This window comes from Acidovorax sp. LjRoot194 (genome assembly GCF_964253015.1).
In the GTDB taxonomy this organism is placed as follows: domain Bacteria; phylum Pseudomonadota; class Gammaproteobacteria; order Burkholderiales; family Burkholderiaceae_C; genus Acidovorax.
Map to the genome: position 1 here is coordinate 777,726 of NZ_CAXUQB020000001.1, position 13,887 is coordinate 791,612.

Here is a 13,887-nt window from a genome sequence, read left to right on the forward strand (position 1 = left end):
GGGTGGTCCACCACTGCGAGCGCCGGTACCAGAGGTTGGCTCGGTGCTGGTGGGGTAGAAATTCAAGTGAAACTGGCCGCTACCGCTTGTTGGTCAAGCGCTGGCAGCTATTATTTGTATAGCAATTGCCTGCCTGCCTGCCTGCCTGCCTGCCTGGCATTCGCAATGACTGGCGCTACTGCAGCCTACCGCGCCATCGCAGCCACAGCTTCAGGCCTGGCTCCGGCAGAACCAGCACAGCTCAAAGCGGCCGCCCCGCACCCGGGTTCTCCAGCATCTGCACCATCGCGGTATAGCCCCGCTGGCGCGCCAGTTGCAGCGGCGTGTTGCCCTGGCGGTCCGTCAGCGCCTGGCTGGCACCGGCCTTCAGCAGCGCCTGCAGGGTGGCCTGGTGGCGCGTGCCTCCGTCGCCCAGCACGATGGACTCGATCAGCGCCGTCCAGTGCAGGTTGTTCACATGGTCCAGCGGCGCGCCGGCCGCGATGAGCTGGCGCACCACGCCGTCGTGCCCCAGGTGCGCTGCGGCAATCAGGGCGGTGCCGTCGTAGCGGCTGGTGACCTGCGCCGCACTCGCGCCCAGTTGCAGCAGCAGGCGCAGAGTGTCTTCATCGTCCGCCACGGCGGCGATGGTCACCGCGTCGTAGCGGTCGTTCTCCAGCGCATTGATGTCGGCCTGGGCTTGCACCAGCAGCCGGATCACATCGCGCTGGCGGGCAAACGTGGCCACGTGCAGCGGCGTGCGGCCATAGCTGTCGCGCGCATTCACATCGGCACGGGCCGCCACCAGTTTTTGCACTTTGGCCGTGTCGCCGCGCGCTGCAGCGGCGTGCAGGCCCTGGTAGGCGGCGGCCTGCGCGGCCGTGGGCGGCACTTGCGCCTGGGCGGGGTGCGCCAGCAGCAGGGCGGCGGCCAGCAGGGCCAGGGGCAAGGTGGTGGTTCGGTTCATGGCGTGTGTCCCTTTTGCAGTAGAGGTTGCGGCGGCGGGTGACTGCTCAGCGTCCACGCCCTTGCTCAGGAGGCGCGGACGCTGCAGGCTTTACTTACTTACTTCAGCTGATCGGCCACCTTGGCGATGCCCGCCATGGCGCACTGCTCGTCCAGGTGGCCGCCGGGCGCGCCGCCCACGCCCACGGCGCCGATGACTTCATTGCCCACCTTCAGCGGCACGCCACCGCCCAGCAGCAGGTAGCCGGGGATCTGGCCCAGGTTGGCGGCGGCGGGGTTCTTTTGCGAGCCTTCCATGATCGCGAGCGTCGTGTTCTTGGCCGATGCGGACGTGTAGGCCTTCAGGCGGCTGGCTTCCAGGGTGTGGGGGCCTGCGTTGTCGGCCCGCTGCACGGCGCGCACGGTGCCGGCGCGGTCCACCACGGTGGCGGTCACGTTGTAGCCGTTGGCGGTGCAGGCGGCCACGGTGTGGGCGGCGATCTGGTTGGCCAGGTCGAGCGAGATGTTCTTTTCGGTGCGAACGCCTTCGGCGCTGGCGGCGGTGGCGATCAGGGCCAGGGTGATGGCGGCGGCGGTCTGGGCGATGGTCTTTTGCATGGTGTTTGTTCTCCGGTGTTTGGGGCCGGTGCCACGGGTTGTGGCGCCGTGGGAGAACTGTAGGAAATGCGCGTGTTGTTGCACATTCGTGCGGTTACGCGCAGGGCTCCGTAGAACTACGCAGTGATGGGCGGATGCCTTGCCGGGGTCTGCGGCTTGCTGCCGGTCGCGTGGTGAGTGTGTCGACGCCTTTGGCCTAGACTTCCCCGACCGTTCGGGCTGAGCTTGTCGAAGCCTGTGCGTGTTACTACCCCTATCCGTTCGGGTTGAGCTTGTCGAAACCTGGGCGCTGCTCGCTAGCTCGCTGGTTTGAGAGGCGTGCCTGTGTTGAGCGCGGGAGCCGGGGTGCGCGCCCGGCGGCGCGGTAACTTTCTCTTGGTTCGCCAAGAGAAAGTCACCAAAGAGAAGGCGACCCCAAGTCTGCGACCCCTTCGCTGCGCTACGGGGCAAACCTGCATCGGGGCGGTTGCGGGGTGCGCCGTGGAACTCACTGCGCGCCGTTGGCGCTCCGTTCAGACAGCCACGGCGAGCTAGATGACGAGGCGTGCGCGCTCCGACGCGCATGCTCACCCCGCAACCGCCCCGCCGCAGGCGCAGCCACAGGGGGTGGACAGCCGAACAGCCACACGGGCCATTGCTTCGCTCGGCCTGGCGGTCGCGGCGCGCAGCGCCTGCGCGTTCGGGGCCGAGCAACGCGATGGCCCGTGTGGATGTCCTCTCCCCCATCCCTTCAGGATGCGCCGAGGAGCGCAGGGCGTGGGGTGAGCGTGTGCCGAAGGACACACGCATCGTGAACTGACTCGCTGCGGATGTTTGAGCGTAGCGCGGCAGCGCGCAGCGAGTTCCGCAGCGCACCCCACGACCGAGCACCGCAGGTTGCCCCACTCGCCCGCAGGGCGAGTGGGGACGCAGGCTGTAGGGTCGCCCTTTCTTTGGTGACTTTCTTTCGGCGACGCGAAAGAAAGTTACTCGCACGCCGGGCGACTCCCGGCCTCCGCCCTCAACAAAGGCATGCTGCCCATCAGCGAGCCTGCGAGCAGCGCCCAGGTTTCGACAAGCTCAACCCGAACGGACGTGGACCGATGCGCCCAGGTTTCGACAAGCTCAACCCGAACGGACGTGGACCGATGCGCCCAGGTTTCGACAAGCTCAACCCGAACGGGCGTGGACCGATGCGCCCAGGTTTCGACAGGCTCAACCCGAACGGGCGTGGATCGAGCGCCCAGGTTTCGACAAGCTCAACCCGAACGGGTGGGATTCAATCTGACCCGGTCGCGAAAGACTCAACCCGAACGGATGGCGGTCGCGGGTCCTACGCCGTGAGCAGCCACCCGAGAACGCCTCACTCCACCAGCGCCGCATACCGCCGTATCAACTGCGCCAGCGACTCCGCCCCCAACTTGCCAAACAGATTGGCCCGGTGCGTCTCCACCGTACGCGGCGACAGCGCCAGCGCCTTGCCGATCTCCTTGTTGGTCAGCCCTTCCACAATAAGGCCCAGCACCTCACGCTCCCGCGCCGACAGCTGGGCAAAACGCTCGCGCGCCTGCTGGTCGGCCTGGTGACGTTCGCGCGAGCGCACATGCTGGCGCACCGCGTTCTGCAGGGCCTCGATCAGCACCTCGTCGTCCACGGGCTTTTCCAGAAACTCCGCCGCCCCGGCCTTGAAGGCGCGGCGGCACATCTCCACCGTGCCGTGGCCCGTGAGCAAGATCATGGGCTGGTCCACACCCTGCGCCAGCAACTGCTCCAGCGCCGTGAGCCCGCTGATGCCGGGCATGCGCACGTCGAGCACGATGGCGCCGATGCTGGCGCGGTCAAACCCCGCCATGAAAGCCTGCGGCTCAGCCCAGGCCTGCACGCGCAGTCCCACGGTGCTGATGAGCAGCGACAGGCCCTCGCGCACGGCGGCGTCGTCGTCCACCAGGTGGATCAGGGGGGACAGCGAGGTGGCGTTGTCGGTGGTCATGGCGATAACGTTGGCGGTGGATGTGGCGAGGGCCAGGGCTGGGCTACGGCGCGCTGGCGTGGGATGGCTGCGTGGGCTGCAGCGGGGCCGTGCCGGGCGCCGCGGGCAAGGTCAGCACAAACTCCGCGCCCCGCTCGCTGGCAGACGACGGCTGTGGCGCCAGCACCAGGCTCGCACCCATGGCCTGCGCCAGGCTTTCGCACAGCGTGAGGCCCAACCCCAGGCCGCCGGTGCGCGTGGTGTAGAACGGCTCGAACAGGTGCGCGCGCGCCTCGGGTGGCACGCCGGGGCCGTGGTCGCGCACGGACAGCGCCACATGCGCGGCGTCCGGCATCCACAGGCGCAGTGCCAGCTGGCGCTCGGCGGGCGGCACCTGGTCCAGCGCCTGCAGCGCGTTCATCAGCAGGTTGTGCACGATCTGCTGCAGGGCCACGGGCTCGGCCAGTACGGCGGGCAGGTCGGGGGCGACGGCCACCGTGGGGGCCACGCCGCGCTGCGCCATCTCGGGCTCCAGCAGGTGCAGCACGTCTTGCACGGCGGCAGCGGGCGCCAGCGGCTGGGCCTGGCCGGCCAGGTCGGGGCGCTCGACCAGGCGGCGCAGGCGGCCCACCACGGCGGTGGCGCGGCGCGCCTGCTCCACGGCGCGGGCCATGGCCGTCTGGGCGGTGGCAAGGTCCGGCGGCTCGTCGGCCAGCAGGCGCTGGGCGGCCTGCGTGCTGGACAGCAGCGCGGTGAGCGGCTGGTTCAGTTCATGCGCCATGCCGGCCGCCAGCTCGCCCAGGGTGTTGAGCCGCGCCACCTGGCCCAGGCGCAGCAGTTCTTCGGCCCGCTGGCGCGCCACGCGCTGGCGCCACCAGGCCACGCCACCGGCCCACAGTGCTGCCGTCAGCACGCACCAGCCCAGCATGGCCAGCCAGGGCAGCTCTGCCATCCCCACCTGGCGGCGCGCCACCACATCGAGCGGCTGGCTGGCCGCGGCCAGTAGCTTGTGGAATTCGTACGACCAGCCCAGGCCGCCGCCCAGCCGACCCGGCTGCACGACAAAAGCGGCGCCCGCGTGCTCCAGCGTCACACGCACCGGGCTCGTCGCCATGTCCATTGGCCATTCGTCCTGCGGCACCGTGGCGCGCAGGTCGATCTGCAGCGCATGGCTGGCCGGGGTGCTGGCCAGCACCAGGTAGAAGCGGCCTGCGGGCAGGTCGGGCAGCGCCATCTCGGGGTGGCCCGAGCGGCGCGATGCGGCCTCTGCCGCAGCCAGGGGGGCCTGCAGCGCGGCAGGCCAGGCGCCGTCGGCAGGCCGCTGCAACACCGACAGGATCTGCGGGTACACCGATGGCAGGCGGGGCAGGGTGGCAGCAGGTGCGGTGGCATCGCCGGGCGCCTGTTCAGACGGGGGCTGCAGCAGGGCCAGGGTGGACATCACCGCGTCGTGCTGCACCACGCGCTGGCTCAGCAGGCGGTGCACGATGCGGGCGTCGGTCTCGAAGGCCGCGTGCAGCTGCTGCAGGCGCGCCGATGCCAGCCACACGGCACCCGCGCAGGCAACCACCGCCCACAGCAGCAGCGCGGCGAGATGCAGTCCTGCGAAGTGGCGGCGCCATGCCTTGGTCATGCCGCCGATTCTGGCATGGGGTGCGGGGCGCGCGGCGGCGGGCAGCGCTGCAACCCGCCAGGCTCGCTGGCGGCGCCCTCCGCGCCGGCCGGGCTCTGGTGTAATGGGACGAGCGGCGCGGTGACCTGCCGCCGCACCACCATCCCGCCCATGTCTGCCAGCGCCCCACCACTTTCCCAACGCCTCACGCCCCGGCACCTGCTGTGGGCCTCGGTGGCCGTGGCCGTGGTGACCATCGTTCTCAAGACGCTGGCCTGGTACATCACCGGGTCGGTGGGCTTGCTGTCGGATGCGATGGAGTCGTTCGTGAACCTGGCCACCGCCGTGTTCGCGCTGGCCATGGTCACCATCGCGCAGCGGCCTGCGGACGATGACCACCCGTATGGCCACCACAAGGCCGAGTATTTTTCATCGGGCTTCGAGGGCATCCTCATCGTGGGGGTGTCGATCGGCATCGTGTGGGCCGCCGTGCACCGGCTGCTGACGCCGCAGCCGCTGGAGCAGATCGGCTGGGGCCTGGGGCTGTCGGTCGCCAGCTCGGTGCTCAACGGCTGCCTGGCCTGGCTCATGCTGCGCTCGGCGCGCGTGCACCGCTCCATCGCGCTGGAGGCCGATGCGCGCCATTTGCTGACCGATGTGTGGACCTCTGCGGGCGTGCTCGTCGGGCTGGCGGGCGCTGTGCTCACGGGCTGGGTGTGGCTCGACGCCGCGGCCGCCATTCTGGTGGCGCTCAATATCCTCAAAGAAGGCGTCGCGCTGGTGTGGCGCTCGTCGCAGGGCCTGATGGACGAGGCCGCCGACCCTGCGGTGCAGGCCACTATTGACGCCACGCTGCACGCGCTGGCGCAGGCCCAGCCGCCGGGCACGCTGCGTTTTGACCACGTGGCCACCCGCCGCGCGGGCCAGCGTCAGTTCGTGAGCCTGCACCTGCACATGCCCGCCGACTGGACACTGCGCCAGGCGGCCGAGCAGCGCGCCCAGGCCGAGCACGCGCTGATGGCAGCGGTGCCGGGGCTGCGCGCCACCATCGAGCTGTTGCCTGCCGACGTGGAGGCCGCCGGGCATGGCACCGGGTCCGACTGCGCCCACGGGCCTTTCCACCCACCCCAGAAAGAAGAGTCGAAGAAGTCATGATCAGTGTCTTGCAGCGTGTGCGCGAAGCGCGTGTGGATGTGGAGGGCCGCACCGTGGGGGCCATCGGCGCGGGCCTGCTGGTGCTGGTGTGCGCCGAGCGCGGCGACACCGAGGCGGAGGCCGACAAGCTGCTCGCCAAGATCTTGAAGCTGCGCATCTTTTCTGACGATGCGGGCAAGATGAACCGGAGCGTGCAGGACATTGCGGGTGGCCTGCTGCTGGTCAGCCAGTTCACGCTGGCGGCCGACACCACCGGCGGCAACCGGCCCAGCTTCACCCAGGCCGCTGCACCCGACGAGGGGCGGCGCCTGTACGACTACCTGGTGGCCCGCGCCCAGGCCGTGCATCCGCAGGTGGCCACGGGCCAGTTCGCTGCGGACATGCAGGTGCATTTGGTCAACGACGGGCCGGTGACGATACCGCTGCGGATCGCGCCTGCGGGCGCTGCAGTTGCCTGACGTGACTCGCCCGCGCGCTGGCCGTCGCACTATCCCTATCACTAGTGTCAGTGCCAGTGCCAGTGCCAGTGCCATCCGCGCTGCAGGGGCGTGTCCGCACTGCGACGGCGTGCGGGTTGCAAAGTCTGTAGGCTCGGGCGGGTGCCTTTCCATTGCGTTGCACCTTTGACTGTGCCCTTGCCTGCACCCTTGTCTGTCCCTCTCCGTGACTGAAGCCGCCATCCCACCCCCCACCCCAGCATCGTCTGCCCCGCTGCCATCGCCGCCCCGCGCCCTGTGGGCCATGTACCTGTGCCTGCTGTCGGCCTTTGCGCTGAGCCAGGCCTACCGCACGGTGACCAGCATCATCGCCACCGGCCTGCAGGCCGACTTCGGCATCTCGCCGGATTCGCTGGGCGCGTTTGCGGGGCTCTTCGGACTGTCGTTCGGCGTGGCGCAGTTGCTCATGGGCATCGGCATGGACCTGTACGGCCTGCGCCGCACGGTGCTCACGGCATTTCCGCTGGCCGCAGTCGGTGCCGCCGTGTCGGCTGCTGCGCCGAGCTACGGCTGGCTGATGCTGGGGCAGTTGCTCATCGGGGTGGGCTGTTCGCCGGCCTTTCTGGCCAGCACGGTGTTCATTGCGCGCCACTTTCCGGCGCAGCGGTTTGCGTTTTTCTCGGGCCTGGGCATGGGGGTGGGCGGGCTGGGGCTCATCTTCACCGGCACGCCGCTGGCGTTCATGGTGCAGACCTGGGGTTGGCGCACCGGCTTTGCGGTGCTGTCGGTGCTGTCGCTGCTGGCGTGGCTGTTGATTTTTCTGCGGGTGCGCGAGCCGGCGTTGCCCCGGGCGGCAGAGCAGCCGCGCGAGTCGTGGGCGCAGGCGGCGCGGCGGTTCGGGGCGCTGTTCAGGGTGCCGCACACCTGGGGCATTCTGGTCCTGGGCATGTGCTGCTATGCAGCCTTTTTGACGCTGCGCGGCCTGTGGCTGGGGCCGCTGCTGATGGGGCGGTATGGGTTTTCGCTGGTGGACAGCGGCAATGTGGCCTTGGTGCTGTCGGTGATCTCGCTGTTCATGCCCGCCCTGTTCGGCCGCGTGGACCCGGGGCCTGCGCGGCGGCGGCGCTGGATCACCAATTTCTCGCTGCTGATGGCGGCGCTGTTCCTGGGCATGGCCTTTTTGCACCATGCCGTGGCCAATGTGGTGCTGATCTTTCTGATGGGGCTGCTGTCGGGCTACGGCGTGCTGCAGTACGCGGACGTGCGCTCGTCCTACCCCGCCGAGATGACAGGGCGCGCGCTGTCGCTGTACACGATGTCGATGTTCATGGGCATTGCGCTCATGCAGTGGCTGACCGGCCTGCTGGCCGCCTGGGCGCAGCGCCAGGGGCACGAGCCCTACCAGGCGGTGATGATCTGCATTGCGTGCATGCTGGCGGCGGCGTCGACCGCATTCCGGTTCTTGCCGCGCTCGCCCTTGCTGCAGCGCAGCGCCCTGTAGTGCTTGGCGCTGCCACCGCCGTGGCAGGCGGGCCGCAGGCCTTGGCCTTCACAGCAGGCTGGCTTGCAGTGCGGCGTGGGCCTGCGGGCGCAGGCGCGCAAAGTCCAGCAGGTCCACCAGGCGCGCGCCCTTGGCCTGCCACTCGGCCATGGCGTCTTCTGCCAGCAGCACGTAGTGCCAGGGCGGGCTGCCGCGCTGCGCGGGCGTCAGCGCGTTGATGCGCTCGCACCAGGCCAGCGCCGCCGTGCGTTTGCGCAGCACGTTGGGGTGGGTGGTTTGCTGCTGCGCCTTGGTCTCGGCCAGGTACACCGCGTCCGCGGTGCGCACCAGAAAGTCGGGCGAGTAGAAGGCGGGCAAGCCGTCGTCCTTCACATAGCGCAGCCGGGCAAAGGGGTGCCGGTTTTCGCTGATGCGGCAAAACGCCAGCACCTGCGAATCCGCCTGGGCCCAGTGGATGAACGTGCGCTCCAGCCCGCCGTTCCTGGCGGGCCAGCCCAGCCGGGTGTAGATGCACTTGCTCACGGCCACGGACTGGCTCTCGCGCACCATCAGGCGCGGCGCTTCGCTCAGCCTGCGTAGATGCACCTCGGTGTGGCCCGCGGCGTGCCGCTGCTCGGACTCCAGCAAGGCCACGGCAAACACCTTGGTGATGTGGTCCACCACCGGCTGCAGCAGCAGCACGCGCCAGTTTTCGCCCGCCAGCGGGTTGAAGGCGCCGCCGAACAAGGTGGTCCAGATGTAGTCGTCCAGCCAGCCGGTCAGTTCGGCCGTGTGCACCTGCCAATACGGCTTGGCCAGGTGCGTGGCAATCTTCTGGCCCCTGGGCAGGGGTTCGCTCAGCGCCTGGCTGATGCGCCGGGTCAGGCGCGACAGGTACTCGTTGTAGCCGCCCACGTTCATCACCGCGCCGTCCACGCGGTAGTCGCCGAACAGGGTGGCGCTTTGCAGGTCTTGCGAGATGAAGGTGTCGCCCCGGCCCAGCAGGGCGGTCAGCTGATCGGCCGTCATGGCAGTGAAGGCCAGCAGCGTGGCCAGGTCGGGGCTGCGGTGCTCGCGCACCTCGTCGGCCTCCTGCAGGATGAAGGGGATGCCGAAGTCGAACGCTTCGAAGCCGTCCCGCAGTTCTGCCGCCACCACGTCGCCGGTGCTGGAGATCTCATCGGTGCCGTCGCCGGTGGTGCCGGCCAGGCCTTCGTGCAGCAAGTCGTCGTAGAACGACTGGAAGGCCGGGTGCTCCACGATGGAGAGCACGTCGATCAGGCTGCCGGGCTCCTGGCCTGCGTTGATGCGCTCGCGGTTCTCGCGCTTGAGGTCGGTGTATTCGGCGTCCCGCCACATCAGCCGCAGGCCTCGGCCAATGGTCTGCTCGAGCAGGATCTGCGCCTGGCTGGAGCGCAGCGGCACGATGACGCAGATGTTGTTCACATCAAACCCCTCGCGCAGCATCAGCACGCTGACGATGACGCGCGGCGTGGCGTGGCTGTCCACACTGAACAGGCGCTCGCGCACGGGCGCCCAGTCCTTCTCGCCCAGCTCGGCCTTTCTGCCGGAGTCGATGGTCATCACATCCTCGTCGGCGAGGCCCTCGTGCTGGCGCAAAAAGTCCGCCACCAGGGGCGACACGCCGGTGTCTTCGCACACCACCAGCATCTTGGGGTGGCGGTGCGGGTCGATGCGGGTAAAGTCGGCTTCGAGCTTGCGCAGCTTGTGCAGGCCCGCCCGCAGCATCACCCGCTGGCCCTCGCTCAGGGTCGGGCGGCCGGTCTCGTCGCGCTCGGCCTTGAACTCCAGCGGCAGCGCGCCTATCTCCTTGCGGCGGTCGAGCACCAGCGACTTCACCAGGCCGGCGCGCATGGCGCTGTGCAGGTCGAAGTCCACCACGATGTGCGGGAAGTACAGCTTGCGTCGGGTTCTGCCGCTGCCCACGTCGTTGTACGGCGTGGCCGAGAAGTCCACCTGCACGAAGCGCCGCCCCTTGCTGGCAGCGATGCGGGTCAGGCTTTTTTGCCATTCGACCTCGGTGGTCTCGCCCTCGCGCTGCAGCTCGTGGATGTGGTGCGCTTCGTCGTTGAAGACCATCAGCTCCGGCAGGCCCGCCAGGAATTCGAGCACGTTGCGGCGGGCGTAGCGGCGGTCCAGCACGTCCAGGCTGTTGCCGGTGGCGCGGCCGGGGGTGAGCGGCAGCACCGCAGCCACCACTTCATGGGCGGGCAGCGGTGTTGCGGTAGCGGCGGCGGTTGGCTCGTCCATGATGTCTTGCGGCGCTTCTCCTTCGGCCAGCAGGTGCCAGTTGGTGATGGCGATCAGGCCGTTGCCGGTGGTCTTGAGGCCGATCTCTGCCTTGGTGCACACATTGCCGCGCACGAAGGCCAGCACGGCGTCGCGGTGTGCCTCGGGCACGAAGAGGTCGGCGTACAGCGCGATGTCGGACCGGCTGAAGTCCCGCGCCGCGCTGCCCTCCACTGGTTTGCCGCAGAACGCGTCCAGCAGCCGCTCGTAGACGATGAGTCCGGGCGCCACCACCATGAACTGGCGGGTGAAACGCGCATCGTCCGCGCCGCTGGCCAGCGCCGCGGTCTTGTTCAGCAGCTGCCACACCATCAGCGCCTGCATCACCCAGGTCTTGCCGGTGCCGGTGGCCATCTTGAAGCAGTACTTGGGGTGGGCGTGGCGCGGGCGCGCCAGCTCGCCCCGGAGCGTGCCGCCCTGCAGCGCCGCGGGCGCGCAGGCCTCGTACAGCTGCAGCAGCGGCCCGTGGTCGCGGTGATTCCCCAGCACTTCGTGCGCGACGATGGCGTTCAGGATGGCCTGCTTTTGCCCCGCATGAAAGTTGAGCCCGCCGCCGCCCGCGGCCGTCGCGCCCCGTGCCAGCAGCATGTCGTCGCCAAACCACCAGTGCAGCAGCTCGGCCGTGGTGGGGGTGACCAGGTCCAGGATGTCCGCCGTGCCGGATTCGAGCCCCTGGCACAGTTGCTGGGTCTTGGCGGTCAGGCCGGCGGCCAGGGCGAGCGGGTCGGTGGTGTGCGGGACGTTGGCGTGGGCGCTCATGCGGCCTCCACCGTGGCCACCACCTCGGCCTCGAAGCCGAAGACATCCACCACCCGCACACACACCTTGCGCGGGCCGGGCCTGGCGGGGGTGGACACGACGGCGGTGCTGACCACGCGCAGCGCATCGGCGTCGCTCGCGGTGTTGCCCCGGTAGTCCTGCCACACCGAGCGGAACACCTTGCCGTCGTAGTCCGGGTCCACCGCCCAGTACTCGATCAGGGCCAGGGGCTCGGCATTGGCGACCTGTTGCAGCTTGGTGCGGTTGTCGTCATCGAGGTTGATGGCCTCTGGCGAGAGCAGCACGTAATTCTTGAGCCGCACGGTCAGCGTTTCCTCGGCCACCCCGCCCGGGTGCGCCGTGCCTGCCGACGCCTGCCGGTGCACCGGGTGGATGGTGAGGTACTGCAGGCTGGAGAAGCGCACCTGCCCGCGCAGCTTGTCGATGCCGCCCTTTTTCTTGAGCCGGTCCATCAGGTCAGGCGGGATCACCAGCACCTCCAGGCGCGGGTCGTTGAGCGCGGTGATGGTCTCGCCGATGCTGGGCTCGAAATTCCAGCCCAGCACCACCACGCGGTCCCAGCCGCCCAGCAGGTTGTCGCGCTGGGCCACCGCCTTCTTGAGCGTGGCCATGCCGGTGAGCTTGTTGGGCGAATCGGCCAGCACCAGCGTCTTGCTGCCGCGCTTGCCGCCGAAGTCGAAGCCCGCGATCTGCCCCAGGTTGCGCTGCGGGTTCACATCGGCCGGCAGGGGCAGGGCGCCGTACAGCGACAGCACGATGTGCGACAGGTCGCCCATGCGGAAGTCGCGGCCCAGCGTGGCCTTGGCGGCTTCGACCTGGTAGTCGCCGATGGCCTGGTAGAGAAACGGCCGCGCCTCCAGGTCGATCAGGCGCTTGCGCATGATCATGCACGCGGGCTTGCCCAGGTCCGTGGTGATCCAGCGGCGCGCTGCGGCGTTGGAGTAGACGCTCTTGTTGCCGTCCTTGGCCACGCGCCGCCCCTCGGCGGCGGCCGCAAAGCTGCCGCTGCCGCCAAAGAAGTCGGCCACCAGGTCGCCGGGGTTGGACGAGGCTTCGAGGATGCGCGCCACCAGCTCGATGGGTTTTTGCGTGGCGTAGCCCACCTGCTCCTGCGAGTGCGCCACGACGAAGGGCACCTCCCACACGTCGTGCATCTGCACGCCCCGGCTGGGCTCTTCGGTGCGCACGGTGACGAGCTTGCCGCTGTCGTCCGGCACATTCACACGCCGGGTGTTGCCGTGGATGGCGGCGGTGGACGCGGCCAGGGGCTGGAACAGCTGGTTGAACCTGTAGTTCTCGGACTTGCGGTAGAAGTAGATCGTGTCGTGCATCCGCTGGAACGTGCTGGCCGCGGCCGACCAGCGCTTGTACCACCAGCAGATCTCGTTGACGAAGTGCTGCTTGCCGAAGACCTCGTCCATCACCAGCTTGACGTAGTGGCCCACATGCCAGTCCAGGTGCACGTAGATGGAGCCTGTGTCCGCCAGTAACTCCCGCATCAGGATGAGGCGCGGGGTGATCATGGCCAGGTAGGAGGCCGTACCATCGCTCCAGGTGTCGGAATATGCGAACTGCTCGATGACAGTCGGGCGCTGTTCCAGCTCCAGGCCCGGCAGCGTCACCTTGGTGCGGTAGTCGGCCTTGCTGTCAAACGGTGGATCGATATAGATCAGGTCCACCTTGCCGCGCAAGCTGGGCGTATGGGCATCGCCCGCCAGCAGCGCGGCCATGGCCAACAGGTTGTCGCCATAGACCAACCGGTTGGCCCACGCGCCGTCGCTGCCGTCCCGCTGCTCCTGGCGGGCCTGGTGTTGAACCCAGTCGGTGGTGGCGCTGGCCCGGGCGGGCAGCACCACTTCGCGGGTCTGGAGGCTCACGCGGTAGCGGCCTTCCAGGCCCTCCAGAATTCTTTCGGCTTCCTTGCGGCCCTGGGCCACGATCTCGGGGAGTTGTTCAAGCAGCGATTTGGGCATACGGCGTACGCGGCCGCAGATGCCTGCAAGCCTGTTGGGTGATTCAATCAACAAATGATTGAATCCATTGTGCAACAAGAAGTTGATGGCCAATTCAACCGCCGCTTTACGGTTGGAGGATGGACAACAAGTTGGAGTTCGCCGAACGATTGCGTGACGCCATGGTGGCTGCGGGCCTGGAGCCGCGGCCAGGGGTGTTGCTGAGCCTGTTCAATGGCAAGTACTGGGGGCGCTCCGTGACCTTCCAGGCGGTGTCGCGCTGGCTCAAGGGCGAGGCGATCCCGGCGCAGGACAAGCTGGTGGTACTGGCGGAGTTGCTCAAGATCGAGCCGGAAGTGCTGCGGTTCGGCTCCAGCGTGCGGCACGCGGTGCAGGAGCACCGCAACCGCTGGCAGGTCGGCGTGGGCTATCTGGAGCGCGAGACCTTCGACGCCTTCTTGCAGCTGCCTGCACCCCAGCGCAAGCTGGTGCGCGAAATCATCCTGACCTTTGCCAAGGTGTACCCGGCGCCGCCGGTGGTGCCGCCGGTACCTGTGGCACCCGTGGTTCGCGTGGCGCGCGTTGCCCCTGCCGGGCCTGCTGCGCCCTCGGCCGCCGCTGCGACCGGCAGCACGCGCAAGAAGCCGCCCCAGGGCCGGGCGAAGTAGTCA

Annotated in this window: 10 protein-coding genes; 4 read left to right on the plus strand and 6 right to left on the minus strand. The window is 68.8% G+C overall.

Features of this window, described 5'->3' with window-relative positions:
* Positions 1-241: 241 nt before the first annotated feature.
* The 4 genes from ACSQ3N_RS03625 to ACSQ3N_RS03640 all read right to left on the minus strand — a co-directional run bounded on the left by ACSQ3N_RS03625 (position 242) and on the right by ACSQ3N_RS03640 (position 5,123).
* Positions 242-946: an ankyrin repeat domain-containing protein gene (locus tag ACSQ3N_RS03625; RefSeq protein ID WP_436145610.1), complete on the minus strand. Its 705-nt coding sequence runs from the start codon at positions 944-946 to the stop codon at positions 242-244.
* A gap of 98 nt (positions 947-1,044) precedes the next feature.
* On the minus strand, positions 1,045-1,542 hold the full coding sequence (locus ACSQ3N_RS03630) for a GlcG/HbpS family heme-binding protein (RefSeq protein WP_056417144.1): 498 nt from the start codon (positions 1,540-1,542) through the stop codon (positions 1,045-1,047).
* Between the two features lie 1,342 nt (positions 1,543-2,884).
* Positions 2,885-3,511: a response regulator transcription factor gene (locus ACSQ3N_RS03635; RefSeq protein ID WP_056164402.1), complete on the minus strand. Its 627-nt coding sequence runs from the start codon at positions 3,509-3,511 to the stop codon at positions 2,885-2,887.
* Positions 3,512-3,554: 43 nt separating this feature from the next.
* Positions 3,555-5,123 carry a sensor histidine kinase gene (locus ACSQ3N_RS03640; protein ID WP_056164406.1) on the minus strand — a complete coding sequence of 523 codons (1,569 nt, stop codon included), beginning with the start codon at positions 5,121-5,123 and terminating at the stop codon, positions 3,555-3,557.
* Positions 5,124-5,273: 150 nt separating this feature from the next.
* On the opposite strand from ACSQ3N_RS03640, the gene ACSQ3N_RS03645 reads away from it, so the two are divergent.
* The 3 genes from ACSQ3N_RS03645 to ACSQ3N_RS03655 all read left to right on the plus strand — a co-directional run bounded on the left by ACSQ3N_RS03645 (position 5,274) and on the right by ACSQ3N_RS03655 (position 8,195).
* The gene (locus tag ACSQ3N_RS03645) at positions 5,274-6,257 is read left to right on the plus strand and encodes a cation diffusion facilitator family transporter (protein ID WP_056164409.1); all 984 of its coding nucleotides are present in this window, start codon (positions 5,274-5,276) and stop codon (positions 6,255-6,257) included.
* Positions 6,254-6,715 carry a D-aminoacyl-tRNA deacylase gene (gene dtd, locus ACSQ3N_RS03650; protein ID WP_056164412.1) on the plus strand — a complete coding sequence of 154 codons (462 nt, stop codon included), beginning with the start codon at positions 6,254-6,256 and terminating at the stop codon, positions 6,713-6,715. Before ACSQ3N_RS03645 ends, dtd begins: the two co-directional genes overlap by 4 nt.
* Positions 6,716-6,920: 205 nt before the next feature.
* Positions 6,921-8,195, plus strand: coding sequence for an MFS transporter (locus tag ACSQ3N_RS03655; RefSeq protein WP_369817116.1), 1,275 nt, complete (start codon positions 6,921-6,923; stop codon positions 8,193-8,195).
* Between the two features lie 48 nt (positions 8,196-8,243).
* Here ACSQ3N_RS03655 and ACSQ3N_RS03660 read toward each other — a convergent pair whose 3' ends face one another.
* Entirely contained in the window at positions 8,244-11,243 is a 3,000-nt protein-coding gene (locus tag ACSQ3N_RS03660; protein WP_056164414.1) for a DEAD/DEAH box helicase family protein, read from the minus strand.
* Positions 11,240-13,237 (minus strand): DNA methyltransferase, encoded by a 1,998-nt coding sequence (locus ACSQ3N_RS03665; RefSeq protein WP_056164418.1) that lies wholly within the window; start codon positions 13,235-13,237, stop codon positions 11,240-11,242. The genes ACSQ3N_RS03660 and ACSQ3N_RS03665 overlap by 4 nt, the downstream gene beginning before the upstream one ends.
* A gap of 119 nt (positions 13,238-13,356) precedes the next feature.
* Here ACSQ3N_RS03665 and ACSQ3N_RS03670 point away from each other — a divergent pair, with 119 nt between their 5' ends.
* Positions 13,357-13,884, plus strand: a complete 528-nt coding sequence (locus ACSQ3N_RS03670) for a transcriptional regulator (RefSeq protein ID WP_436145611.1) — start codon at positions 13,357-13,359, stop codon at positions 13,882-13,884.
* Positions 13,885-13,887 lie beyond the last annotated feature (3 nt).

Bases quoted from the DNA above. Each gene is read 5' to 3' on its own strand.
- ACSQ3N_RS03665 (WP_056164418.1), bottom strand. From the start codon at position 13,237: ATGCCCAAATCGCTGCTTGAACAACTCCCCGAGATCGTGGCCCAGGGC.
- ACSQ3N_RS03645 (WP_056164409.1), top strand. From the start codon at position 5,274: ATGTCTGCCAGCGCCCCACCACTTTCCCAACGCCTCACGCCCCGGCAC.
- ACSQ3N_RS03660 (WP_056164414.1), bottom strand. From the start codon at position 11,243: ATGAGCGCCCACGCCAACGTCCCGCACACCACCGACCCGCTCGCCCTG.
- ACSQ3N_RS03630 (WP_056417144.1), bottom strand. From the start codon at position 1,542: ATGCAAAAGACCATCGCCCAGACCGCCGCCGCCATCACCCTGGCCCTG.
- ACSQ3N_RS03625 (WP_436145610.1), bottom strand. From the start codon at position 946: ATGAACCGAACCACCACCTTGCCCCTGGCCCTGCTGGCCGCCGCCCTG.
- ACSQ3N_RS03670 (WP_436145611.1), top strand. From the start codon at position 13,357: ATGGACAACAAGTTGGAGTTCGCCGAACGATTGCGTGACGCCATGGTG.
- ACSQ3N_RS03635 (WP_056164402.1), bottom strand. From the start codon at position 3,511: ATGACCACCGACAACGCCACCTCGCTGTCCCCCCTGATCCACCTGGTG.
- ACSQ3N_RS03640 (WP_056164406.1), bottom strand. From the start codon at position 5,123: ATGACCAAGGCATGGCGCCGCCACTTCGCAGGACTGCATCTCGCCGCG.
- dtd (WP_056164412.1), top strand. From the start codon at position 6,254: ATGATCAGTGTCTTGCAGCGTGTGCGCGAAGCGCGTGTGGATGTGGAG.